The organism is Pseudocitrobacter vendiensis (assembly GCF_943590815.1).
Lineage (GTDB): Bacteria > Pseudomonadota > Gammaproteobacteria > Enterobacterales > Enterobacteriaceae > Pseudocitrobacter > Pseudocitrobacter vendiensis.
Map to the genome: position 1 here is coordinate 20,873 of NZ_CALSBS010000020.1, position 24,623 is coordinate 45,495.

Sequence of the window (24,623 nt, forward strand, 5' to 3'; positions counted from 1 at the left end):
AGAGAAGAAACATAAATCAGAAGTGAAAAATTAGAATATTTCTTCTTCGCCTCACCTTTTATAACTACAACTGCAAGTTGGCACGTCATAAAAGGGTGATTATATGTCGGCATTAACCGAAAAAGTCGGTGCTAAAGAGAAGTTTGGATTTGGTTTGGGCGATGCCGCAAGCCATATTGTTTTTGATTCCTCAGTTGCTATTCTGGCGTACTTCTACACTAATATTTATGGCTTACCTCCGGCAGTCATGGGGACACTATTTTTAGCCGTGAGGGTGCTGGATGCGATTACCGACCCCATTATGGGGGCAATTGCGGATCAGACAAAAAGTCGCTGGGGGCGCTTCCGCCCCTGGTTATTAATTATCTGCGTACCGTTTGCCGTAAGCTGTATTCTGGTTTATTCCACACCAGACTTTGACCAGACAGGAAAAATTATCTACGCCGTCATCGCCTATATATTTATGACGCTGATGTATACCGCGATAAATATTCCTTACTGCTCATTAGGTGCGGCCATTACCGCAGACCCGTCAGAAAACCTCTCTCTGCAATCCTGGCGTTTCGCTATTGCGCCAATCGGTGGTGCAATGGGGACAGCGCTGATTCTGCCACTGGCAGATTTCCTCGCACCGGGCGATCGCGCAAGCGGTATGCAATGGGCGATGGGGATATTCGGCGTAATTGGTTGCATCATGTTCTTAATCTGCTTCATAACCACGAAAGAGCGTATCGAGCCAGTAAAAGAGGAGAACCTCAATATTCTGCGCGATGTGAAAATCCTGGTAAAAAACGATCAGTGGTGGATACTGTCGGTTTATAACCTGGCAATGCTGTGCGGTGTGGTGGTGCGTGGCAGTTTGCTGGTCTATTTCGTGCAATATATTCTGAATCAGGGTAGCAGCGTTATTTCGCTATTTATGCTGGCGACGACGGTTGCTGCGGTGGTCGGAAGCCTGGCCGCAAAACCATTGGGTTCAAAGGTGTGCAAAATTCGCGCCTCCGTGTGGGTAAACACGCTGAGTGCGTTAATTGGTTTGCTGTTCCTCGTGCTGCCGAGCGAATATTGGGTGCCGGCATTTATCGTGCACATTATTCTGAACGTGTTGCAGGGTATTAACGCTCCGCTGCAGTGGTCAATGATCACCGATGCCAACAACTATGGCGAATGGAAAACTCAGCGTCGTATTACTGGTATGAACGTCGCAGCGAATATTTTCATCATCAAACTGGGTGTGGCAATTGGTGGCGCGTTAACAGGCTGGGGCCTGGCTTTCTACGGCTACCAGGCAGGCGTGGAGCAACAATCCGCCGAAGCGATTCGCGGCGTACTGATTCTGTTTACCGTGTTACCGGCTATCTTCTATCTGATTACCGCGATTTCCATTCGCTACTATCAACTGACGGAAGACAAAATGAATACCATCGTGACTGACCTGAGCAAAGGGCAGTTCCAGATGTAACCGATGCCGAATGGCGGCTACGCCTTATCCGGCCTACCGATTGTTTGTAGGCCGGATAAGCGAAGCGCCATCCGGCACTTCTCACCGTTACGCCCGGCACAACTCCAGCTGGATGTTATGTTCGGCAATCACCTTCATTACCCCATCCGGCGGCAACACATCTGTGTAGACTGCATCCACCATGCTGATACTGCCCATATTCACCATCGCGTTGCGGCCAAACTTAGAATGGTCAACCACCAGCATCACATGACGCGAGTTCTCAATGATTGCACGCTTGGTGCGCACTTCATGGTAATCAAACTCAAGCAGCGAACCGTCGCTGTCGATACCGCTGATCCCCAGAATGCCGAAATCAAGGCGGAACTGGGAGATAAAATCGAGCGTAGCTTCACCGATAATTCCACCGTCACGGCTACGCAATTCGCCGCCCGCGAGGATAATACGGAAATCCTCTTTCACCATCAGGGTGTTCGCCACATTGAGGTTATTGGTGACGATACGCAGGTCGCTATGATTGAGCAGAGCGTGGGCGACCGCTTCCGGCGTGGTACCGATATCGATAAACAGCGTAGAGCCGTTAGGGATTTCGCTGGCCACCTTGCGGGCAATGCGCTCTTTCTCCGCCGTCTGCGTCGATTTTCGGTCGTGCCACGAGGCGTTTACCGAACTTGAAGGTAGCGCCGCGCCGCCGTGGTGGCGCAGGATCATTTTCTGCTCCGCCAGGTCGTTCAGGTCGCGGCGGATGGTTTGTGGGCTTACGGAAAAGTGCTCCACCAGCTCTTCAGTGCTGACGTAGCCCTGCAATTTGACCAGCTCAATTATCGCGTCATGACGTTGTGTTTGTTTCATGGTGAGTCCCTGAAAAAATTACGCGCGCTTTCGCGCATTTAGCGTATCGACAAACGCCATCGCCAGACCGACCACCAGGCCGGTAACATGTGCGCCATTGGCAATCGACATGCCAAAAAGATCAAACCAACCGGCAACCAGCCAGACCAACGAAAAGATAATCAACCCGCGCTGCAGGTAAATACCGCTGTCCGGGTCGCGCTCACCGCGCAGCCAGACGTACCCCATCAGCGCATACACCACGCCAGACAGCCCACCAAACCAGGGGCCACTAAACTGGTGCTGGATAAAACCGCTCAACAGCGCGCTGATCGCGGTGATCACCACCAGTTTACCGCTGCCGATGCGTTTCTCCACCGCCCCGCCGAGATACCACCACCACAGCAGGTTAAACAGAATATGCAGCACCGAGAAGTGCATGAGTGCGTGGCTGAAGTAACGCCAGGCTTCAAACTGCACCGAGCTGTCATAGGGCCAGGCCAGCCACATCATCACGGCCTGATCGCCCACCACGTTCATCAGGACAAAAACCAGAATACAGGCGATCATCACCGCCATGGTCACCGGACCGGCATTGGCCTTCAGCGTTTCGAGGAACGGGAAACGACGATAGTGCAGCCCACTGTTGGTGTGGCCCGATTGCCAGCTCGCCGCCAGATAACGCGGGTCTGCCGGGTTTTCCAGAAAACGGTTCAACTCGGCGCGCACGCGCTCGGCCTGGCTTTCATCGGCGAGCCACACATCACTCTGAGTATGTTGTTGTATTGTCAGGATAACACCCTGCGTCGCCATGTAGTCCACAAAGGCCTGGGCGACGCGCGGATTCGTAAAAGAGGTAATCATCAACATGCAGAGGGTCGCTTATTCCACACAAAGGGGGACAGTATAACATCGCATTCAAATGCCTAAAGCGCGATGTGCTCAACCTCTGCCGGGAAGTGGCGATGCCAGGCATCGAAGCCGCCGTCCACGCTATACACTTCATCGTAGCCCTGCTGTAGAAGATATTGCGCCGCGCCCTTGCTGCTGTTGCCGTGATAGCACATCACCATCACCGGCGTGTCAAAATCATTGTCGCGCATAAACGCGCCCAGCGTATCGTTGGTCAGATGAAACGCACCCGGCGTGTGGCCCAGCGCATAGTTCTGCGGGTCACGAATATCGACCAGCACGGCGGTCTGCTGGCGTAACTTCTGGTGCGCTTCTTCTACATTGATACACACAAACTGTTCCATGGTTTCTCTTCTCTTTATTGCAGGTGGGCGAACTCACGCCATTTTACCGCCAAGTGTACGTCCTGACGGCAGTGAAACGCCAATATGTTACACACATCACTGTAAATTGTTTTTTTGATGTTACCGAACGCGCGTTTGTTTGCTATTATTTTCGTTATCGAGCATTATTGAGCTATAACGAAAGTGAACGAGGTAGCGAGCATGGAAACCAAAGATCTGATTGTGATAGGTGGCGGGATCAACGGCGCAGGGATCGCAGCGGATGCCGCCGGGCGCGGATTGTCCGTTTTGATGCTGGAAGCGCAGGATCTGGCGTGCGCCACCTCCAGCGCCAGTTCTAAGCTCATCCACGGCGGCCTGCGCTACCTTGAACACTATGAATTCCGCCTGGTGAGCGAAGCGCTCGCCGAACGGGAAGTGCTGTTAAAAATGGCACCCCATATCGCCTTCCCGATGCGCTTTCGTCTGCCGCATCGCCCGCATCTGCGTCCGGCGTGGATGATCCGCATTGGTTTGTTTATGTACGATCACCTGGGCAAACGCACCAGCCTGCCGAGCTCGACTGGTTTGCGTTTTGGCGCAGAGTCGGTCCTCAAACCGGAAATCGTGCGCGGATTCGAATATTCCGACTGCTGGGTCGACGATGCGCGCCTGGTACTCGCCAACGCGCAAATGGTAGCGCGTAAAGGTGGCGAGGTACTGACTCGCACCCGCGCCACCTCTGCTCGCCGTGAAAATGGCCTGTGGATTGTGGAAGCGGAAGACATCGATACCGGTAAAAAATACACCTGGCAGGCGCGTGGCCTGGTCAACGCCACCGGTCCGTGGGTGAAACAGTTCTTCGATGACGGCATGCATCTTCCGTCGCCTTACGGTATTCGCCTGATCAAAGGCAGCCACATTGTGGTGCCGCGCGTGCATACGCAGAAACAGGCCTACATCCTGCAAAACGAAGATAAGCGTATTGTGTTCGTTATCCCGTGGATGGATGAGTTTTCGATTATCGGTACCACTGACCAGGAGTATCACGGCGATCCGAAGAATGTCGAAATCGACGAAGGGGAAATCAGCTATTTGCTGAAGGTCTATAACGCGCACTTTAAAAAACAGCTGGGGCGCGACGATATCGTCTGGACTTACTCTGGTGTTCGTCCGCTGTGCGATGATGAATCAGATTCACCGCAGGCCATTACCCGCGACTACACGCTGGACGTACACGACGTCGATAACCAGGCCCCGCTTCTGTCGGTGTTCGGCGGAAAGCTCACTACCTATCGCAAGCTGGCAGAGCACGCGCTGGAGAAACTGGCGCCGTATTACAAAAATATCGGCCCGGCATGGACCAAAAGCGCGACGCTGCCCGGTGGTGACATTAACGGCGATCGCGACGACTACGCGGCAACGCTTCGCCGCCGCTATCCGTTTATCAGTGAATCGCTGGCACGCCACTTCGCCCGCACCTACGGCAGTAACAGCGAGTTGTTACTGGGCCAGGCGAAAAGCGTGGCTGATTTAGGCGAAGATTTCGGTCATGAGTTTTATGAAGCCGAACTGCGTTATCTGGTTGAACATGAATGGGTTCGACGCGCCGATGACGCGCTGTGGCGCAGGACTAAGCAGGGAATGTGGCTGAACGCGGAACAGCAGTCACGCGTAGCACAATGGCTGCTGCAAAACGCGGGAAAGCGTGAACTGTCGCTGGCGTCTTAACAGAATGCCGGGTAAGGCGTTGCCGTACCCGGCGTTGTCTCTGCTACAAATCTGACATCGCGCATAAACACTCATCAATCATCCAGTCATTTAATAATGCATAAGGGATGGCGCGTAGCGAGGTTAGCTGTAGCGCCTTTTGCTGTTGTTTATTGAGGCAGTCTTCAAGCACACCACAAATTGTTTAGGTACCGTACCGACGAAAGGTGTGATAAATCTGTTCAATCAGATTAAGCATAGCGGGACTGGGTTGCATATTACGTCCTCCGCTTTTGTGAGCGCGTAAAGGGTATATACACAAAGCTCGCATTAGCGGCATTCAGCCTAATGAGGGTACTGCGCGACAAAGAAAAACTGGGGCGAACACAGTTATCCTCACAGGTGCGGCATCCTTCATCCATACAGTTTGTTGAAGAGTAATTACGGCAGTAGTACGTCAGCGTCGCCAGCTTCTTGCGGAATCCGCGCAGGCTGTTATCCCCATGAAATTTTAGCGCATCTCTGAAGACCCAATGAGTGTATATATCCTCAATCCAGGAGGTGCATTCCCTAAGTGGGCGGCAGGCAATGATTGTTCGCTCATCAGGATTTTTCATTGCCGAGAAATAAACGGTAAAGTCATCTGTTGTGTTGAGTTCACACGCGATATCAGGCACATCGCTAATATAAGGATCAAAACCAAACTCAGCGCCGCTGGCACAAAGCCGACTGATAGTCGCAGGGTCGAGGGAAAACCCAGGCCAGATATGACTCGAGGACAAACCGACATTCAGAGTGACATCATAACGGTGCAAGCCATCAAGTCCTGCTACACCAACAAACTTTTCCCCTTCGTCCAGTGCCTGATTAATCAGGCGTGGAACCATATCCTCATCCCAATATCCTGATTCGCAATTGGCAATGGTGATTTCAACGCCAGTGTAGGGATCGGTGCCAACGAGGTCGGCAAATAATCTATCAACTGATTCCATGTTACTACCCTGAGTTAGCGAGTGCTTCATACATCGGCACATACCCCACATCCTGCACCAGCCTTTGTCCCTGTGGGCTTAAAAACCACTCGACTACTTTCTGAGTTTCCGTAGTTGGGTTTTCCTGAGTAACCATGTAAACACGTGCGACCCAGGGATAAACTTCGTTGTGGATGTTCTCAGCCGTGGGGGCAATGCCATTAATCGCCAGCAGTTTGACGCCCTCACGGGCATGCATCTGCGTGGCGTAATAACGGAAGGTGTAACCAATCGCGCCGGGGGTATCCTGATATTGCGCCACCACATCCAACAGTTCGCCCATTTGGTTAGCAACCTTCATCTCCCTGGGTTTGAGCATTGGCATCCCCTTCATGACCTTCGCCAGCATGACGGTCTGGCTACCTGACCCCTCGGGCCGCTGCCAGGGCTCAATTTCCACATCCAGACCGCCGACCTGTTGCCAGTTGGTAATTTTGCCGCTGAAAATATCGCGGACCTGCTCAGTGGTGAGGCTGTTAATGGGGTTGTTTTTGTTGACGATAAAGACAAACGCTTCACGTGCGAGCGGTGTGTAGGTCAACTTAACGCCCATTTTCTGCGCATCTGATTTCTGTCCGGCAGAAGGCTGTGCGACGAAAATAATATCGACATTGCCTTTGATAATATTTTCCCAGGCACTCGGCGTGCGCGAATTGAGCAGGTATTTCTGCTCATCAAACCGTTTCGGTAAGACGTTAAGCGCATAAAACGCAGACGCATAGAGAGGATAGCCCGCCGTCGCGCCGTCCATCCGCGGCCAGTTGTGGGTGACTTGTAACGCGGGCTCGCCCTGAAGCGGGATGAGTTCGTTATGCCATTTATCAGGCCGGTAGTTGCGGGTATCACGCTCTTCATAAATAACGTTGGGATATTTGAGTTGCTGCTGCCACGCCTGGTACGCCGCGTAAGTTGAGGCTAAGGCGATAAGAAAAAGAATGATGCTTCGGCAGATGCCAGCTTTGTTTGTGAAGAAACACCGCCTGAACGACCAGCCATAGCCGAGCGTAAAGCTTAGCTGCGAACAAACCGGTATCAGCAGACTTCCCCAGTACCATTGGCAGACAAGTGTAACGATATGAATCCCCATCCAGGGGAACAATACGGCGAGTGTTCCACTACCCATCGTGTAAAAACGGAGGCCGGCCTGATGTAGTGCGTAAATCCACCCCAACAATGCCAGGAGCGCGGGCAGCAACAGAATCACGTGCCGCCAGATGAGGTTCTCTTCCGGCGCGTTATCTCTGGACCAAATGCGACCACCTAAAAACATCAGATTGCAAACGGCGAGCAGCAGCAATGCGGAAGGAAGCCCATCCGTCTCTTTTGCCAGACCAAGCCCCTCTAAAACATAAGCGATAATGGCAACACAGAGTCCACAGAATAATGCCAGGCAGTGCGCCAGAATGGGCACACCGATAAAAGCCATGATCAGAGACAGAAATATCCATTTTATGTTTTTCATTGTGCAATCCGCATTTCCCTGCGAAAAGGCAATTGTAACTCACGACAAACTACTTACGCCCCACGCACTTTTCCGAAATATGCACGTAAAAAAGGGGCCTTCAGGCCCCTTCGCATTTTTAGTGAATTACAATCTCACCGGATCAATATGCCAGATATTTTTGGCGTATTCCTGGATGGTACGGTCTGACGAGAAGTAGCCCATATTGGCGATGTTATGCATCGCTTTGGTCGTCCACTCCTCCGGGTTACGGTAAAGCTCATCGACTTTATCCTGCGTATCGATATAGCTACGGTAATCCGCCAACACCTGATAGTGGTCGCCGAAGTTGATCAGAGAATCGACCAGGTCGCGGTAACGTCCCGGCTCCTCCGGGCTGAACAGCCCGCTGCCGATTTGCGTCAGCACCTGATGCAGCTCTTCATCCTGTTCGTAGTAGTCACGCGGTTTGTAGCCGTTACGACGCAACTCCTCCACCTCTTCAGCGGTGTTACCGAAGATGAAGATATTGTCTTCGCCCACTTTCTCCTGCATCTCGACGTTTGCGCCATCCAGCGTACCAATGGTCAACGCACCATTAAGCGCAAACTTCATGTTACTGGTACCGGACGCTTCCGTTCCTGCCAGCGAGATCTGCTCGGAGAGATCGGCCGCCGGAATGATCACCTGCGCGAGACTGACGCTGTAGTTCGGCACAAATACCACTTTCAGCTTGTCGCCAATTTGCGGATCGTTGTTGATCACATTGGCAACATCGTTGATCAGGTGGATGATGTGCTTCGCCATGTAGTACGCCGACGCCGCCTTTCCGGCAAAGATGTTCACACGCGGTACCCACTCCGCCGTCGGGTCAGCTTTGATACGGTTGTATCGTGTTATCACGTGCAGCACGTTCATTAACTGACGTTTGTATTCGTGGATACGCTTAATCTGCACATCAAACAGCGCGTTCGGGTTGACCACCACATTGAGATGTTGGGCAATCGCCGCCGCCAGCCGTTTTTTGTTTTCCAGCTTGGCGCGATGTACTGCCTGATTTACCGTCGGGTAATCGATATGCTGTTCGAGGTCACTCAGCTGGCTAAGGTCGGTACGCCAGGTGCGGCCAATGTTCTCATCCAGCACTTCTGACAGCGACGGGTTCGCCAGCGCCAGCCAGCGGCGCGGCGTGACGCCGTTGGTGACGTTGGTAAAGCGCATAGGGAAGATGGTCGCGAAGTCAGCAAACAGTGATTGCACCATTAGATTGGAGTGCAATTCAGACACACCGTTCACCTTGTGGCTGGCGACGACCGCAAGCCAGGCCATGCGCACGCGGCGCCCGTTAGATTCATCAATGATGGAGGTACGGCTTAGCAGCCCCATATCCTGCGGGTATTGCTCTTGCAGGGTTTTAAGGAAGTAGTCGTTGATTTCAAAGATGATTTGCAAGTGACGTGGCAGAATCTTACCGAGCATGTCGACCGGCCAGGTTTCCAGCGCTTCGCTCATCAGCGTGTGGTTGGTGTAAGAGAAGACCTGGCAGGTCACCTCAAACGCGTCATCCCAGCTGAATTTGTGCTCATCAATTAACAGGCGCATCAGCTCAGGAATCGACAGCACCGGATGGGTGTCGTTGAGGTGAATCGCGATTTTATCCGCCAGGTTGGCATAGGTTTTATGCAACTGGTAGTGACGGCTTAAAATATCCTGAATGGTCGCGGAAACGAGGAAATACTCCTGACGCAGACGCAGTTCGCGGCCCGAATAGGTGGAGTCATCCGGGTAGAGAACGCGGGAGACGTTTTCCGAGTGGTTTTTGTCTTCCACCGCCGCGAAGTAATCACCCTGGTTAAATTTACCGAGGTTGATTTCACTGCTCGCCTGAGCGCTCCACAGACGCAGCGTGTTGGTCGCGTCGGTGTCATAGCCAGGAATGATTTGGTCGTAGGCTTCGGCGATAATTTCTTCGGTTTCGACCCAGCGGCTCTTTTTGCCTTCCTGCTGGATACGGCCGCCAAAGCGCACTTTGTAGCGGGTGTTATGACGTTCGAACTCCCACGGGTTACCGTATTCCAGCCAGTAATCCGGCGATTCTTTCTGGCGACCATCGACGATATTCTGGCGGAACATGCCGTAGTCGTAGCGGATGCCGTAGCCGCGCCCTGGTAGACCAAGGGTAGCGAGGGAATCCAGGAAGCAGGCCGCCAGTCGGCCTAAGCCGCCGTTGCCGAGCCCTGGGTCGTTTTCTTCGTCAATCAACTCTTCAAGGTCTAACCCCATCCCTTCCAGCGCGTTTTTGACATCTTCATAGATGCCGAGGGATAACAGCGCGTTGGAAAGGGTGCGGCCAATCAAAAACTCCATCGACAGGTAATAAACCTGCCGCGTTTCCTGAGAAAGTTGTGCGCGGTTGGAGCGCAACCAGCGCTCCACCATGCGGTCACGCACCGCAAACAGCGTGGCGTTCAGCCACTCATGTTTGTTGGCAATGGCCGGATCTTTCCCAATTGTGAACATCAGCTTATAGGCAATAGAGTGCTTGAGAGCCTCAACGCTAAGAGTCGGTGATGCATAGCTAAATGGCGCATTCATAGAAATGGTTCCTGTGATTACATCAAGCGTTGATAAAGCTCGCGGTAAGAGCGCGCCGCGACTTGCCAGCTAAAATCCACGCTCATCGCCTGACGCTGAACATAGCGCCAGAGCGATGGGCGAGACCACAACACGAAAGCACGCCGGATGGCTCGCAATAGCGACCAGGCATTACTGTCCTCAAAGACAAAACCACTGGCGACGCCATCGGCCAGGTTTTCCAGCGAACTGTCTGAGACCGTATCCGCCAGGCCACCGGTACGACGCACAAGCGGTAACGTGCCGTACTTCAGGCCATAGAGCTGCGTTAAGCCGCAAGGCTCAAAACGGCTCGGCACGAGGATGACGTCCGCGCCGCCCATAATGCGGTGCGAGAAGGCTTCGTGATAGCCGATCTGGACGCCAACCTGCCCCGGATGCTCTGCCGCAGCCGCAAGGAAGCCTTCCTGCAGAACAGGATCGCCGGCCCCCAGTAGCGCCAGTTGCCCGCCTTGTTCCAGCAAACCCGGTAGAGCTTCCAGAACAAGATCCAGCCCCTTCTGGCTGGTTAATCGGCTGACAACGGCAAAAAGCGGCACTTTATCGTTAACATTAAGGCCCATCGCAATTTGTAGCTGGCGTTTGTTCTCCGCTTTCTCCTCAAGAGTATCGCGGTTATATCGCGACGCCAGCAGTATGTCCTTTTCCGGACTCCATACGTTGTCATCCACGCCATTCAGGATGCCGGAAAGACGGCCTTCCTGGTGGCGCTGGCGCAGCAATCCTTCCATGCCGTAAGCAAACTGTGGTTCGGTAATCTCTCGTGCATAGGTTGGGCTCACCGCCGTGATGTGATCGGCGTAGTAGAGCCCTGCTTTCAGGAACGAAATCTGGCCGTTAAACTCCAGCCCGTGCATGTTGAAGAACGACCACGGCAGATCAATGTCATTCATGTGATGCGCATAGAACATGCCCTGGTAAGCCAGGTTATGCACCGTAAACACCGACTTCGCCGGGCGACCACGCGCCGCCAGGTAAGCCGGGGCCAGGCCCGCATGCCAGTCGTGCGCGTGCACCACTTCCGGACGCCAGAACGGATCAAGCCCGCAAGCCATCTCGCAGCCTACCCACCCCAGCAGCGCAAAGCGCAGAACGTTATCGGTATAGGCATGCAGGTTAGTATCGTGGTACGGGCTCCCCGGGCGGTCATACAAATGCGGCGCGTCGATCAGGTAAATGCCCACGCCGTTAAAATGCCCGAACAGCAGCGTAATCGGCCCGGCAAACGTCTGACGGCGCGTAACGACCTGCGCATCCGTGATGCCCCGGCGGATATCCGGAAAACCTGGTAACAGCACGCGCGTATCCGTTCCATCAGCAATTTGCGCTGCAGGCAGCGCGCCAATAACATCAGCCAGACCGCCAGTTTTCAGTAACGGGAACATCTCTGAACAAACATGTAAAACCTGCATTATCGCTCCTGTTTGACCTGCAATTTGCGCAGCATGTCACGCGTTACCAGCACAATCCCCTCTTCCGAGCGGTAAAAACGGCGTGCATCGTCTTCCGCATTCTCACCAATCACCATTCCTTCCGGAATAACGCAGGCGCGGTCGATAACGCAACGGCGTAAGCGGCATGAACGGCCAACCCAAACATCCGGTAATAAAACTGCCGAATCAATGTTACAGAACGAGTTCACGCGCACACGCGGGAACAGGACGGATTGCACCACGACGGAACCTGAAATAATGCAGCCGCCGGAGACCAGCGAGTTCAGGGTCATCCCATGGCTACCGGAGCGGTCCTGAACGAACTTCGCCGGCGGCAGAGATTCCATATGGGTACGAATCGGCCAGTTCTGGTCATACATGTCTAGTTCGGGCGTGACGGACGCCAGGTCAAGGTTCGCTTTCCAGTACGCTTCCAGCGTACCTACATCACGCCAGTACGGTTCTGCATTAGGGTCAGACTGTACGCAGGAGAGTGGGAAAGGATGTGCATAAGCCATGCCAGCTTTGGTGATTTTCGGGATGATATCTTTGCCGAAGTCGTGGCTGGAGTTTTCGTCCAGATCGTCTTCTTTAAGCAGCTCATAAAGATATTCAGCATCAAAGACATAGATACCCATACTGGCGAGGGATTTGCTCGGGTCGTTGGGCATGGCCGGTGGATTAGCCGGTTTCTCGACGAAGTCGATTATCTTCTCACTTTCGTCTACCGCCATAACGCCAAATGCCGTTGCTTCTTCAATGGGCACTGGCATACACGCCACGGTGCAGCGCGCGCCTTTTTCGACGTGGTCGATAAGCATGCGCGAGTAATCTTGTTTGTAGATGTGGTCGCCCGCGAGGATCACCACATATTCCGCTTTATAGCGATTGATGATGTCGAGGTTCTGGGTTACCGCATCGGCGGTACCGCGATACCAGTTTTCGCCGTGTACGCGCTGCTGCGCCGGCAGAAGATCGACAAACTCGTTCATCTCTTCGCTAAAGAAGGACCAGCCGCGCTGGATGTGTTGTACGAGCGTGTGTGACTGATACTGCGTAATCACGCCAATACGACGAATCCCTGAGTTGATGCAGTTCGACAGCGCAAAGTCGATGATGCGGAATTTCCCGCCAAAGTGCACCGCCGGTTTCGCACGCTTGATGGTGAGATCTTTTAAGCGCGTGCCGCGGCCACCCGCGAGGATCAGCGCAACCGTTTTATTCGGTAACTGGCGCGCCAGCATTAAGGGATCGTTTTTTTCCAGCCTAACCATGATTAACTCCTTTTGTTGCTCGTCTTCATCCGCTATCTGCGGAATGTTTCAGAGCCTATGACCTTTGAAATACGCACACTCCGTGCGCGGGCCCATGCCAGACAGCCATGACGACCGGATTATCCTCTCCGGCGAAGGGGGGAACAGCACGCCACTCCCCCTCAGGTAAAACGAGTGTAGCCACGTCGTGCGTCGCATTGAGCGTAATAAGCCAGCGATGGGAAAGCAGAACTTGCATCCGCCTTACGCCGTTTTGCCACTCATCAGGATGCAGCGGTTGCGCATGTTGATTGAGCCACTGCACATTGCCGTCTCCCTCCTGCCACCAGGTATCCTGCGTTAAGGCAGGGATGGTCTGGCGCAGATGAATCAGCGCGGCGGTAAATGCGGTAAGCCCGGCATTGGCGTTTTCCCAATCCAGCCAGGTCAACGGATTGTCCTGGCAGTAGGCGTTGTTATTACCGTGCTGGCTATGACCATGTTCGTCACCGGCCAGCAGCATCGGTGTCCCCTGAGACAGCAGTAGCGTTGTGAGCAGCGCATGTACACTGGCCCGACGGCGCTCAATAATGTCCAGGTTACCACCTAATCCTTCTATACCATGATTATTGCTATGGTTATTGCTAGTGCCGTCGCGATTTTCCTCACCATTGGCTTCGTTATGCTTATTATTGAAGCAAACGCAGTCACGCAGCGTGAAGCCATCGTGCGCCGTCACCAGATTCACCGCAGCCGACGGGCTACGCCCCCCTCGCGCAAAAACGTCGCTGGAGGCGGCAAAACGTTGGGCAAACTCGCCCAACGAGAGATTTTCCTGCAACCAAAAACGGCGCATTGCATCGCGAAAATGGTCGTTCCATTCCACAAACGGCGGCGGGAAATTACCCACCTGATAACCGCCCATCCCGATATCCCACGGCTCAGCAATCAGCTTCACCGCAGACAGAACCGGGTCGTGTTTAATGGCTTCAAACAGTGGCGCATCCTGACGAAATTCCGGCGTACGCCCCATAATGGTCGCTAAATCGAAGCGAAAACCATCAACATGGCAGACATCTACCCAAAAACGCAGGCACTGACGGGCATACTCCACGCCGCCAGAATGACTGAGGTTGAGCGTGTTTCCACACCCCGTCCAGTTATGGTAATCACCATCTTCCCTGATCCAATAATAGCTACAGTTATCAATTCCGCGCAGCGAGAAGGTCGGACCATCAAGGTCAATCTCCGCGCTGTGGTTCAGCACAACGTCAAGAATCACTTCAATTCCGGCGCGGTGCAGCGCTTTTATGGCATCGCGAAATTCATCCAGCGCGCGCTCGGGCGAACTGGCGTAGCGCGGGTCGAGGGCAAACATCGCCATCGGGTTGTAGCCCCAGTAATTGCTTAGCCCCATGCGTTGCAGGCGCGGTTCGCTGGCAAAATGCGCTACTGGCATCAGCTCCAGCGCGGTAATACCCAACGTCTTGAAGTAGTTAAGCATCACCGGGTGAGCGAGTGCTTTGTAGGTGCCGCGAATTTCCTGCGGAATCCCCGGATGGCGATAGGTCAGCCCCTTTACATGCGCTTCGTAGATGACGGTTTTGCCCCACGCGGTACGCGGTGGTGCGTCGTCTTCCCACTGATAATCCAGCGCAGCCACGACCGATTTCGGCGCGATCGCTGCACTGTCGCTGTTATCCGGCTGCTGATGCCCGCCGTGCAGGGTTGGATCATCGTTCAGCGTGCCATCGACCCGAAAGCAGCATGGGTCGATAAGCAGTTTCGCCGGGTTAAAGCGGTGGCCCTGCGCGGGGTCCCACGGCCCGTGGACGCGATAGCCATAACGCAGCCCCGGGCGCGCTTTTGGCAGATATCCGTGCCAGACATCACCACTGCGCGCAGGTAAGTCGTAGCGCGACTCGTTGCCCTGCGCATCGAACACGCAGAGTTCCACCCGCTCAGCATGGGCAGAGAAGAGCGTGAAATTCACGCCCTTGCCGTCATAGCGCGCGCCTAACGGCGTGGGTGTTCCTGCTGCGAGTACGGTCATTCCCCCTCCCGGACCAGCCAGATAGTCGACAGCGGCGGCAGCGTCAGGCTCAGGGAGTGCTCACGACCGTGGCTGGCAATATGGTCACTGTGCACCACGCCGCCATTCCCGGCATTACTGCCGTGATAGTGTGCCGAATCAGTATTCAGCTCTTCTCGCCAGCTACCCGGCTGATTGATACCAAAGCGATAATCATGGCGCGGCACCGGCGTAAAGTTACTGGCGACGATCAGCTCATTGCCTTGCTTATCACGACGCACAAAGATAAAGACCGAACGCGCGTGGTCATCGACCACCAGCCATTCGAAGCCGTACGGGTCAAAATCCAGCTCGTGCAGCGCTTTATGGTGGCGATAAGTGTGGTTCAGGTCGCGAACCAAACGCTGAACACCGTGGTGCCAGTTGTCGCCGCCTTCCAGCAGATGCCAGTCGAGACTGCCGTCGTGGTTCCACTCGCGCCCCTGAGCAAACTCATTGCCCATAAACAGCAGCTTTTTACCCGGGAAGGCGAAGAGCCAGCCGTAGTAGGCGCGCAGGTTGGCAAACTTCTGCCAGGCATCGCCCGGCATACGGTCGAGAATCGATTTCTTGCCGTGGACGACTTCATCATGCGACAGAGGCAGCACGAAGTTTTCCGTGTAGTTATAAAGCAGCCCAAAGGTCATTTTGTCGTGATGATACTGACGATAGACCGGGTCAAGCTTCATGTAGTCGAGCGTGTCGTGCATCCAGCCCAGATTCCACTTGTACCAGAAACCCAGGCCGCCGGTTTCCTGCGGGCGCGAAACGCCGGGAAAATCGGTCGACTCTTCTGCCATACTTACCGCACCGGGTACCTGCTCACCCAGCACGCGGTTGGTATTGCGCAGGAATTCAATCGCTTGCAGGTTTTCGCGGCCACCAAATTCATTGGGGATCCACTCGCCCTCTTTACGGCTATAGTCGCGGTAGATCATGGAAGCTACCGCATCCACGCGCAGTGCATCGATGCCAAAGCGTTCTATCCAGTACAGCGCATTACCCGTCAGATAGTTGCTGACTTCACGGCGGCCATAGTTGTAAATCAGGGTATTCCAGTCCTGATGGTAGCCTTCACGCGGGTCATCATGTTCGTAGAGTTTGGTGCCATCGAACTCCGCCAGCGCAAAGTCATCCGACGGGAAATGGCCAGGCACCCAGTCGAGAATCACGTTCAGACCGGCAGCGTGCGCGGCATTGATAAAGTAACGGAAATCTTCGCGCGTACCGAAACGGCGCGTCGGTGCGTATAATCCGGTTGGCTGGTAGCCCCAGCTTCCGTCGAACGGATGCTCGTTAACAGGCAGCAGCTCCAGATGGGTGAAGCCCATCCATTTAGCGTAAGGCACTAACTGGTCTGCCAGCTCACGATAGCTCAGCCAGAAGTTGTTATCCGTATGGCGACGCCAGGAACCGAGATGCACTTCATAAATGGAAATCGGCGCATCGAAGCCATTTGCTTTCTTACGCTCTTCCGTCTGCACCACTTTTTCCGGCAGGCCGCAAATCAGCGATGCCGTTTCGGGGCGCATCTGGGCTTCGAAGGCGTAGGGGTCCGCTTTGATACGAAGCTGACCATGTGCGTCAATCATCTCAAACTTATAGAGCTGACCATTATGTGCGCCGGGCACAAACAGTTCCCAAATCCCCGTTTCTTTACGCAGACGCATCGGATGACGACGACCATCCCAGTAGTTGAACTGCCCGACCACAGAGACGCGACGGGCATTCGGGGCCCACACCGAGAAACGCGTGCCGGTAACGCCGTCCATTGTGTCGGCATGCGCACCCAGCGTCTCGTACGGACGCAGGTGCGTGCCTTCAGACAACAGCCATGCGTCCATCTCCTGCAGCAGCGGGCCGAAGCGATAAGGGTCGTCGATCAGATTCTGCTGACCATGCCAAACCACCGCCAGTTGATAACGAAATGGATTTTTACGTCGCGGCAGAACGCCGCAAAAGAAACCGCGCGAGTCTAAACACTCGAGCTTACCGACTTTACGCCCGGTTTTCGGTTCGATAACCCAGACATCAGTCGCATCAGGTAAAAGCGCCCGGACTTCCAGCCCTGCTTCGGTACTATGCATACCCAAAACGGAAAAAGGATCCGCAAAATGGCCAGCAATTAGCGCGTTAATCACGTCTCTATCAATACGATCGGACATGGTTCATCATCCTGTTATATGAGTGTCGTCTCGTTCCAGTTATGTGGACGACATTTTTGACCTGCACGGCACAGCACAATGTGCTTCCTCTCTGCACCGCCCAACCTTCAGCCAAGGTCACAAATATGGAACCTTGCTTACAGCATAGCCAACGCTTTATTTAACCTCAGAGAAAAATGAATACATTCGCGTTTACTCCTTGTAGTACGCAAAACCTATCAGATGTAAACAGGGGGGCATAAAGCCCCCCTGAGAATATTAAGCCAGCTGGCGCAGCATGCGGCGCAGCGGTTCTGCTGCCCCCCACAATAACTGGTCACCGACAGTGAAGGCGGAGAGATACTCCGGCCCCATGTTCAGTTTACGCAAACGCCCAACCGGCGTGGTCAGCGTGCCGGTGACCGCCGCTGGGGTCAGCTCGCGCATGGTGATGTCACGATCGTTCGGGATGACTTTCGCCCACGGGTTGTGAGCCGCCAGCAGCTCTTCAACGGTGGCGATAGAAATATCTTTTTTTAGTTTCAGCGTGAAGGCCTGGCTGTGACAACGCAGCGCGCCGACACGGACACACAGGCCGTCAACCGGGATGGTGGACGGCGTAGCGAGGATTTTGTTGGTCTCGGCCTGGCCTTTCCACTCTTCACGGCTCTGGCCGTTATCGAGCTGTTTGTCGATCCACGGGATCAGGCTACCTGCCAGCGGTACACAGAAGTTATCGACCGCCAGATCGCCACTGCGCGTCAGCGCGGTGACTTTGCGTTCGATATCGAGAATAGCGGAAGCCGGGTTCGCCAGTTCATCGGCGACGTGATTGTGCAGTTGGCCCATTTGGGTCAGCAGTTCACGCATATGACGCGCACCGCCGCCGGAAGCCGCCTGATAAGTAGCAACGGACGCCCACTCCACCAGGTCGTTAGCGAACAGGCCGCCTAAGGACATCAGCATCAGGCTGACGGTGCAGTTGCCGCCCACAAAGGTTTTCACACCGTTGTTCAGGCCATCGGTGATGACTTTCTGGTTGACCGGGTCAAGAATGATAATGGCATCATCTTTCATGCGCAGCGAAGAAGCCGCGTCAATCCAGTAGCCCTGCCAGCCGCTTTCACGAAGCTTTGGATAGATTTCGTTGGTATAATCGCCGCCCTGGCAGGTGACAATAATGTCCAGGGCCTTCAGCGCGTCAAGATCGTAAGCATCCTGCAGCGTACCACCGGTGGTGGTGCCAAAAGACGGCGCCGCCTGCCCAAGCTGGGAGGTGGAGAAGAAGACCGGGCGAATGGCGTCAAAATCGCGCTCTTCCACCATGCGTTGCATGAGTACAGAGCCGACCATTCCACGCCAGCCGATAAAACCAACATTTTTCATAACGTTTTTTCCTGCAGAGATGTGCTGTTAATGCCACCAGATCCGGTGCGACATCCTTCACATTACAAAAAGCAGCCAAAGTCGCAAGTGAAATTAATCAATGATTGCAAAGCAATCAGAAATGCAACTTATTACCCCCATTTTGGGAGCCAACACGCGCCACTTCGGAAACCTTTCCATCGGCTACGTGTTTAGCAGAAAATCCGCAATGATTATCAGGGAATTTAGGTTATGAATGAAATCTTTTCTGCATCCGTTTTGTTGATCCTGATTATGGATCCATTAGGAAACTTGCCGATTTTTATGTCGGTATTAAAACACACGGAACCCAGGCGCCGCAGGGCGATCATGATACGTGAGCTTTTAATCGCACTTCTCGTCATGCTGATTTTCCTGTTCGCCGGCGAGAAGATTTTGGCCTTTTTGAACCTGCGTGCCGAAACGGTTTCTATCTCTGGCGGCATCATTCTGTTTTTGATTGCCATTAAGATGATATTTCCGAGTAGTTCCGAAAATAGTTCCGGTTTACCGGCGGGTGAAGAGCCGTTTATTGTGCCGCTCGCCATTCCGCTGGTCGCCGGGCCGACCCTTCTGGCGACGTTAATGCTGCTCTCGCATCAATATCCCAACAATATAAGCCACCTCGTTATCGCGTTACTGATTGCCTGGGGCGGCACGGTAGCGATTCTGCTGCAATCGTCGCTGTTCTTACGACTGCTGGGCGAGAAAGGCGTGAACGCACTGGAGCGCCTGATGGGGCTGATTCTGGTAATGATGGCAACCCAGATGTTCCTGGACGGCATTCGGATGTGGATGAAGGGCTGATAGCCCGGACCGAAGCCGGGTGGCGGCTACGCCTTACCCAGCCTACAACAATTTCGCCACCCCGCAGGCCCGGCAAGCGAAGCGCCACCGGGCATTTTCGCCAATAAAAAAGGGCTTCCATCAGGAAGCCCTTTCGCAATAACGTTCTGTAAAACCTAGCTCAGCAGGGTAAACGCAATCATACCGACAATCGCGCCCACGGTACCGAGGATGGTTTCCATCATGGTCCAGGTTTTCAGCGTCTGTGCTTCGGTGGCGTTGGTGAATTTACCGAACAGCCAGAAACCAGCATCGTTCACGTGGCTGACCACAATCGAGCCGCCCGCGATACAGATAGAGAGTGCCGCCATCTGCGCGCCGTTGTAGTTCAACTGCTCAATTACCGGCATCACCAGACCCACCGCCGTCAGACAAGCAACCGTGGCGGAACCCTGAATGATACGTACCGCAGCCGCCAGGATGAAGCAGGTCAGCGCAATCGGCAGACCCATACCGGTCAGCGCTTCGCCCAGTGCCGGGCCCACGCCGGAGTCAACCAGAACCTGTTTGAACACGCCGCCTGCACCGATAACCAGCAGGATAATGCCCGCAGGTTGCAGCGCGTGACCACAGATTTCCATCACTTTGTCTTTCGCCATACCCTGACGATACGCCAGGCCATAAATAGCAACCAGACACGCAATCAGGATTGCGGTGAAGGGGTGACCGATAAATTCAAACCATTCGTATGCGGTAGAACCTTCAGCGACAAAACGCGCCGCAATGGTTTTCAGGCCAACCAGAACCAGCGGCAGCAAAATCAACGCGAGGCTGAAACCGAACGATGGCATTTTGCCTTCGCCCAGGTGCGGCTCGGTGATGTCTTCCGGAATGCTCAGCTCAACGTAGCGGCTGATAAAGTTGCCCCACAGCGGGCCGGCGATGATCATGCCCGGGATCGCCGCGCACAGACCAATCAGGATCATCCAGCCGAAATCGGCGTGCATCTGGGAAGCCAGCAGCATCGGTGCAGGCCCAGGCAGCAGGAACGCCGCCGCTGCCGCAACACCGGCAAACAGAGGAATCACCAGTTTCACCAGGTTCGTCCCGGTGTGACGCGCCATAGAGAACGCGACGCTAATCAGAAGCACAATCGCCACTTCGAAGAACAGCGGCAGTGCACAAATCAGACCCGCCAGGCCAATCGCATAGTGCGCGCGGTTGTGGCCAAAAGATTTCAGCATTTTGACGGCAATCTGATCGACTGCGCCCGTTTCATGCAGAATTTTGCCGAACATCGCGCCCAGCGCGACCACGATAGCCAGGAAGCCCAGCGTACCGCCCATCCCTTTTTCCATGGTTTGCGCGATCTTAATCAGCGGCATACCCGAGAAAAGACCTGCACCAATAGAAACCACCATCAAAGCCAGGAAGGCGTGCATACGCGCCTTCATGACTAAAAACAACAGCAGCAGAACAGAGCCTACTGCTGTTAAAACCAGCGTTAAAGTTGTCACGCGTTACTGCCTTTGTTAATCACTTCAATAGTACTGTTGATAACGCCTTCCAGCGGCTGATCGATATCAACCACCAGCACATCACGTTCATCCGCATTCGGTTCCTGCAGCGTTTCGAACTGCGTCACCAGCATTTGCGTTTTGAAGAAGTGACCTTTGCGCGCCTTCAAACGGCTTTCGATCAGATCGAAATCGCCTTTCAGGTACACGAAGGAGAGATTCGGGTTACCTTCACGCAGAATGTCGCGGTACGCTTTTTTCAGCGCAGAGCAGACAATCAGGGAAACTTTGTTAGTACGTTGCATGGCGAATGCGGCGTCGTTCAGCGCTTGCAGCCACGGTTTACGGTCGTCGTCGTTCAGCGGTTCGCCGGAGGACATTTTGACGATGTTGCAACGCGGATGAAGGAAATCGCCATCAAGAAACGCGGCATTCAGTCGATGCGCCACTTCACTGGCGACTGCGGATTTACCACTGCCAGATACGCCCATCAGAACGTAGACATGGTGATCATGATTAGTCGTGCTCAAAGCGTCCTCCTGCTGGACACAAGAATTTGTTACGGGTAACTGTTATCGGTAACATTGTCATGCCGGACCAGTGGAGAAGCAATCACCATTCGTGCCGGAAATGAATATGTGTGATCTAGTTCAAATTTGTCAGGGCTAAATTGAACCGCCCGGTGACAAAGTGAAACCTAAATCTAACATTTTAGGCGTAACTGCTTCACCTCGGATCCGCGCTAACAGGCGTTCCGCGCCAATGCGCCCCATCCGCTCACGCGGCGTCAGGACGCTTGCCAGGCGGGGTTCCATCACTTGCCCAATGTCATGACCGTGGAAACCGGCGATGGCGATATCATCAGGAATACGTAAGCCCAGACGCTGGCACTCAAAGGATGCGCCCACCGCAAGGTCATCGTTGGTACAGAAGATGCCGTCAAGCTGCGGATATTCGCGACGCGCCTGGCGCATCAGCTCAATCCCAGACGAGTATGAGGATGACTGCTCGACCATCACGCTGTAAGGCACTAACCCGGCGTCAAGCATCGCCTGCTCGTAACCCTTCTGTTTGATGATAGTACGTTCATCGAGACGCGCGCCAAGATAGGCGATATGCCGATGGCCGCGTGCAATAATCGCCGCCGTCATCTGCCGCGCGGCTTCGAAGTTATCGAAACCAACCGCGATGTCCAGGCATGGCGATTTGCTGTCCATCAGTTCGACAACCGGAATGCCTGCAACTTCGATCATCTTCAGAGTACGCGGCGTATGCGAACGCTCGGTAAGGATCAGGCCGTCAATATTCCACGACAACATCGATTCCAGACGCTCCTGCTCCAGTTCCGGTTTATAGCCGTAGTGCGCAAGCATCGTCTGATAACCATAGGCGTCGGTCACACTTTCAATGCCGCGAAGCACTTCAGCGAAAACCTGGTTGGTTAAGGAAGGAAGGAGAACGCCAACCGCACGGCTGGTCGCATTGGAGAGAATATCGGGGGCACGATTAGGAATATAACCCAGCTCATCCAGGGCCTGAGCAATTTTACCTCGCAGTGCGACGGAGACCTGCTCCGGATTGCGTAAGAAACGGCTGACCGTCATTTTGGTCACGCCAACGCGATCGGCCACATCCTGAAGTACGGGTCTTTTCTTTTTCATCGTCCTGAGAGAAATAAAAGTGAAACATCCTCTCAGTTTACCACGGAGACAAAAGAACCTCCCCGGTTGATTGGGGAGGTTCTCTTATTTATTTACGCGTTATTATACTGGCGGCAGATCGAAGAGCAGAATTTCGCTTTCGCTGTCAGCATGAACAGAAATCGCCTGCTCATCCCAAATCGCCAGGCCATCGCTGGTGGTGGCTTTGGTACCATTGATGGTGACGTTACCTTTTACCACCTGAATCCACACGCGGCGGTCAGCGGCAATCTGATGCACCGACTGTTCATCTTTCGCCAGCGCCCAGCGGTAAAGTTCCATATCCTGGTGCACTTTCAGCGAACCCTCACGCGCATCCGGTGACAGCACCAGTTGTTTACCCTGCTCGGCATCAAAGCGACGCTGTTCGTAGCGCGGCGTAATACCGGTTTCTTCTGGAATGATCCAGATTTGATACAGACGCAGACGGTCAGTGTTGCTTGGGTTGTACTCGGAGTGACGTACACCGGTACCCGCGCTCATAATCTGGAACTCACCCGCCGGAACCTGTTCTTTGTTGCCCATGCTGTCCTGGTGTTCAACGGCGCCTTCCAGTACATAGGTCAAAATTTCCATATCTTTATGCGGGTGCGTACCGAACCCCTGGCCTGCGTCAATCACGTCATCGTTGATGACGCGCAGTGCCGAGAAGCCCATAAAATTCGGGTCGTAATAGTTAGCAAACGAGAAGGTATGCCAGGAATCCAGCCAACCATGATTTGCATGACCACGTTCATTTGCTTTGCGTAAGAAAATCATTTGTTACCCCCTCATGTTTTGATGGAGTAAGTGTGGCCCTAAACCGCCTGGGATGATAGTGGGTGAAAATTGACTCCTCTGTTCAAAAAATGTGAACAAGAATAGAGGAGTCGTAACATCTTATCTGGCGAGGGCAATCGTGGCTGGTGAAGCCTGTTCGAAGGCACGTTCGAGGATCTCAAGATTCGCCAGAGCTTCAGATTCCTTGACGTAATTCGGCGCGCCCTGAGTAAGGGTTTGATACAGCGCATCGTAGACGCGGCCATAGTCGCCGGTTTCCGGTTTGACTTCTTCTTTTACCGTCACGCCTTCATCGTTAACGTACTCAAGCTGCCCAATGGAGTCATCAGCCGCAAAGCCCGGTTCACCCGGCATAATATTGGCTTTGAGGCTGGTTTCCTGCTGGTCGATGCCGTATTTCAGGTACGAGCCTTTGGTGCCGTGCACGATAAATTTCGGGTAATCGATTTTCACCAGGTGGCTGGTTTTGACGATGGCCTTCAGATCGCCGTAGAAAAGCTGCGCTTCAAAGGTGTCGTCCGGGTTGGCTTTATTACGCAGGCTACGGATGTCATAAGCGACGTGATCCGGGCGGCCAAACAGGGAAATAATCTGATCCATCGTATGCACGCCAAGGCCATAAAACGCGCCGTCCTGCGGTAACCCTGGTTTGGTTTCCGCAACCGGGCGGAAATAGTCAAAGTGGCTTTCGATTTCCACGATATCGCCGAGCTTGCCACTCTCAATCGCCTTTTTCGCAGTCAGGAAGCAGGAGTCAAAGCGACGGTTCTGATATGGCGTAACGGTCAGCCCTTTGCTTTTCGCCAGCGCAAACAGTTCTTTCGCTTCGGCAAGCGTGGGGGTGAACGGCTTTTCGACCAACACGTTTTTCCCGGCTTCCAGCGCGCGCTTCGCGTAGTCGAAGTGGCTATCAGCGTGGGTACACACCACCACCAGCTTCACTTCGGGGTCATTGAGCACTTCATCCAGGTCGCTGGTGAAGTGAATGTGAGAATACTGCGGATGCTGCTCTTCCGGCTTCGCGCTGCGACGATAGATATGCGCCACGTGCCAGCTGTCTTTGCGGTTCAGAACATAGGGAAGATGATAGCGGGTGGTGCTTTTACCAAAACCAATGAATGCACAATGTAGGGCCATGATGTCGTCCTTTAAAGGTATCTGGTTACACCATAGCGCAAAGCGAAGAGAGAC

Annotated in this window: 19 protein-coding genes; 3 read left to right on the forward strand and 16 right to left on the reverse strand. The window is 53.9% G+C overall.

Annotation, left to right across the window (positions count from 1 at the left end; genetic code table 11):
• Nucleotides 1-103 precede the first annotated feature (103 nt).
• Nucleotides 104-1,462, forward strand: a complete 1,359-nt coding sequence (locus NMC31_RS18285; RefSeq protein WP_253898746.1) for a glycoside-pentoside-hexuronide (GPH):cation symporter — start codon at nt 104-106, stop codon at nt 1,460-1,462.
• A gap of 87 nt (nt 1,463-1,549) precedes the next feature.
• Here NMC31_RS18285 and NMC31_RS18290 read toward each other — a convergent pair whose 3' ends face one another.
• The 3 genes from NMC31_RS18290 to glpE are packed head-to-tail and all read right to left on the reverse strand — an operon-like array spanning nt 1,550 to nt 3,549.
• Nucleotides 1,550-2,314 (reverse strand): DeoR/GlpR family transcriptional regulator, encoded by a 765-nt coding sequence (locus tag NMC31_RS18290; RefSeq protein ID WP_149464132.1) that lies wholly within the window; start codon nt 2,312-2,314, stop codon nt 1,550-1,552.
• A gap of 18 nt (nt 2,315-2,332) precedes the next feature.
• Nucleotides 2,333-3,163 (reverse strand): rhomboid family intramembrane serine protease GlpG, encoded by an 831-nt coding sequence (gene glpG, locus NMC31_RS18295; protein ID WP_253898747.1) that lies wholly within the window; start codon nt 3,161-3,163, stop codon nt 2,333-2,335.
• Between the two features lie 56 nt (nt 3,164-3,219).
• Complete coding sequence (glpE, locus tag NMC31_RS18300) at nt 3,220-3,549, reverse strand: thiosulfate sulfurtransferase GlpE (protein WP_253898748.1); 330 nt, start codon at nt 3,547-3,549, stop codon at nt 3,220-3,222.
• A gap of 201 nt (nt 3,550-3,750) precedes the next feature.
• Between glpE and glpD the strand changes: the two genes are divergently transcribed.
• Complete coding sequence (gene glpD / locus NMC31_RS18305) at nt 3,751-5,259, forward strand: glycerol-3-phosphate dehydrogenase (protein WP_253898749.1); 1,509 nt, start codon at nt 3,751-3,753, stop codon at nt 5,257-5,259.
• 257 nt (nt 5,260-5,516) lie between these two features.
• Here the strand turns inward: glpD and NMC31_RS18310 are convergent, their stop codons facing one another.
• The 8 genes from NMC31_RS18310 to asd all read right to left on the reverse strand — a co-directional run bounded on the left by NMC31_RS18310 (nt 5,517) and on the right by asd (nt 18,631).
• Entirely contained in the window at nt 5,517-6,230 is a 714-nt protein-coding gene (locus tag NMC31_RS18310; protein WP_253898750.1) for a YbbD family protein, read from the reverse strand.
• A gap of 4 nt (nt 6,231-6,234) precedes the next feature.
• Nucleotides 6,235-7,731, reverse strand: a complete 1,497-nt coding sequence (locus tag NMC31_RS18315; RefSeq protein ID WP_253898751.1) for a PstS family phosphate ABC transporter substrate-binding protein — start codon at nt 7,729-7,731, stop codon at nt 6,235-6,237.
• Between the two features lie 126 nt (nt 7,732-7,857).
• Entirely contained in the window at nt 7,858-10,305 is a 2,448-nt protein-coding gene (gene glgP / locus NMC31_RS18320) for a glycogen phosphorylase (protein WP_253898752.1), read from the reverse strand.
• 17 nt (nt 10,306-10,322) lie between these two features.
• Entirely contained in the window at nt 10,323-11,756 is a 1,434-nt protein-coding gene (glgA, locus tag NMC31_RS18325; RefSeq protein WP_253898753.1) for a glycogen synthase GlgA, read from the reverse strand.
• A complete protein-coding gene (gene glgC / locus NMC31_RS18330; protein ID WP_149464124.1) occupies nt 11,756-13,051 on the reverse strand; it encodes a glucose-1-phosphate adenylyltransferase in 1,296 nt (431 codons plus the stop codon). The genes glgA and glgC overlap by 1 nt, the downstream gene beginning before the upstream one ends.
• A 55-nt stretch (nt 13,052-13,106) precedes the next feature.
• A complete protein-coding gene (gene glgX / locus NMC31_RS18335) occupies nt 13,107-15,083 on the reverse strand; it encodes a glycogen debranching protein GlgX (RefSeq protein ID WP_253898754.1) in 1,977 nt (658 codons plus the stop codon).
• Nucleotides 15,080-17,266, reverse strand: a complete 2,187-nt coding sequence (gene glgB / locus NMC31_RS18340; RefSeq protein WP_149464122.1) for a 1,4-alpha-glucan branching enzyme — start codon at nt 17,264-17,266, stop codon at nt 15,080-15,082. Before glgB ends, glgX begins: the two co-directional genes overlap by 4 nt.
• A 258-nt stretch (nt 17,267-17,524) precedes the next feature.
• Nucleotides 17,525-18,631: an aspartate-semialdehyde dehydrogenase gene (gene asd, locus NMC31_RS18345; RefSeq protein WP_253898755.1), complete on the reverse strand. Its 1,107-nt coding sequence runs from the start codon at nt 18,629-18,631 to the stop codon at nt 17,525-17,527.
• 231 nt (nt 18,632-18,862) lie between these two features.
• On the opposite strand from asd, the gene NMC31_RS18350 reads away from it, so the two are divergent.
• The gene (locus NMC31_RS18350; RefSeq protein WP_108476567.1) at nt 18,863-19,456 is read left to right on the forward strand and encodes a YhgN family NAAT transporter; all 594 of its coding nucleotides are present in this window, start codon (nt 18,863-18,865) and stop codon (nt 19,454-19,456) included.
• Between the two features lie 155 nt (nt 19,457-19,611).
• Here NMC31_RS18350 and gntU read toward each other — a convergent pair whose 3' ends face one another.
• The 5 genes from gntU to NMC31_RS18375 all read right to left on the reverse strand — a co-directional run bounded on the left by gntU (nt 19,612) and on the right by NMC31_RS18375 (nt 24,569).
• Complete coding sequence (gene gntU, locus NMC31_RS18355; protein WP_108476565.1) at nt 19,612-20,952, reverse strand: gluconate transporter; 1,341 nt, start codon at nt 20,950-20,952, stop codon at nt 19,612-19,614.
• Entirely contained in the window at nt 20,949-21,482 is a 534-nt protein-coding gene (gene gntK / locus NMC31_RS18360; RefSeq protein ID WP_149464120.1) for a gluconokinase, read from the reverse strand. Before gntK ends, gntU begins: the two co-directional genes overlap by 4 nt.
• Before the next feature lie 135 nt (nt 21,483-21,617).
• Nucleotides 21,618-22,613: a gluconate operon transcriptional repressor GntR gene (gene gntR / locus NMC31_RS18365; RefSeq protein WP_015962646.1), complete on the reverse strand. Its 996-nt coding sequence runs from the start codon at nt 22,611-22,613 to the stop codon at nt 21,618-21,620.
• A 102-nt stretch (nt 22,614-22,715) separates the two neighbouring features.
• On the reverse strand, nt 22,716-23,411 hold the full coding sequence (locus NMC31_RS18370; protein ID WP_149464119.1) for a pirin family protein: 696 nt from the start codon (nt 23,409-23,411) through the stop codon (nt 22,716-22,718).
• A gap of 120 nt (nt 23,412-23,531) precedes the next feature.
• A complete protein-coding gene (locus NMC31_RS18375; RefSeq protein WP_149464118.1) occupies nt 23,532-24,569 on the reverse strand; it encodes an oxidoreductase in 1,038 nt (345 codons plus the stop codon).
• Nucleotides 24,570-24,623: the final 54 nt, after the last annotated feature.

What these genes read in the sequence shown, in the direction of transcription:
- glpE (WP_253898748.1), bottom strand. Translation starts at nt 3,549, where the DNA reads ATGGAACAGTTTGTGTGTATCAATGTAGAAGAAGCGCACCAGAAGTTA.
- glgB (WP_149464122.1), bottom strand. Translation starts at nt 17,266, where the DNA reads ATGTCCGATCGTATTGATAGAGACGTGATTAACGCGCTAATTGCTGGC.
- glgP (WP_253898752.1), bottom strand. Translation starts at nt 10,305, where the DNA reads ATGAATGCGCCATTTAGCTATGCATCACCGACTCTTAGCGTTGAGGCT.
- glpD (WP_253898749.1), top strand. Translation starts at nt 3,751, where the DNA reads ATGGAAACCAAAGATCTGATTGTGATAGGTGGCGGGATCAACGGCGCA.
- gntR (WP_015962646.1), bottom strand. Translation starts at nt 22,613, where the DNA reads ATGAAAAAGAAAAGACCCGTACTTCAGGATGTGGCCGATCGCGTTGGC.
- NMC31_RS18370 (WP_149464119.1), bottom strand. Translation starts at nt 23,411, where the DNA reads ATGATTTTCTTACGCAAAGCAAATGAACGTGGTCATGCAAATCATGGT.
- glpG (WP_253898747.1), bottom strand. Translation starts at nt 3,163, where the DNA reads ATGTTGATGATTACCTCTTTTACGAATCCGCGCGTCGCCCAGGCCTTT.
- NMC31_RS18310 (WP_253898750.1), bottom strand. Translation starts at nt 6,230, where the DNA reads ATGGAATCAGTTGATAGATTATTTGCCGACCTCGTTGGCACCGATCCC.
- NMC31_RS18285 (WP_253898746.1), top strand. Translation starts at nt 104, where the DNA reads ATGTCGGCATTAACCGAAAAAGTCGGTGCTAAAGAGAAGTTTGGATTT.
- NMC31_RS18375 (WP_149464118.1), bottom strand. Translation starts at nt 24,569, where the DNA reads ATGGCCCTACATTGTGCATTCATTGGTTTTGGTAAAAGCACCACCCGC.
- NMC31_RS18350 (WP_108476567.1), top strand. Translation starts at nt 18,863, where the DNA reads ATGAATGAAATCTTTTCTGCATCCGTTTTGTTGATCCTGATTATGGAT.
- glgA (WP_253898753.1), bottom strand. Translation starts at nt 11,756, where the DNA reads ATGCAGGTTTTACATGTTTGTTCAGAGATGTTCCCGTTACTGAAAACT.
- asd (WP_253898755.1), bottom strand. Translation starts at nt 18,631, where the DNA reads ATGAAAAATGTTGGTTTTATCGGCTGGCGTGGAATGGTCGGCTCTGTA.
- glgC (WP_149464124.1), bottom strand. Translation starts at nt 13,051, where the DNA reads ATGGTTAGGCTGGAAAAAAACGATCCCTTAATGCTGGCGCGCCAGTTA.
- NMC31_RS18290 (WP_149464132.1), bottom strand. Translation starts at nt 2,314, where the DNA reads ATGAAACAAACACAACGTCATGACGCGATAATTGAGCTGGTCAAATTG.
- NMC31_RS18315 (WP_253898751.1), bottom strand. Translation starts at nt 7,731, where the DNA reads ATGAAAAACATAAAATGGATATTTCTGTCTCTGATCATGGCTTTTATC.
- glgX (WP_253898754.1), bottom strand. Translation starts at nt 15,083, where the DNA reads ATGACCGTACTCGCAGCAGGAACACCCACGCCGTTAGGCGCGCGCTAT.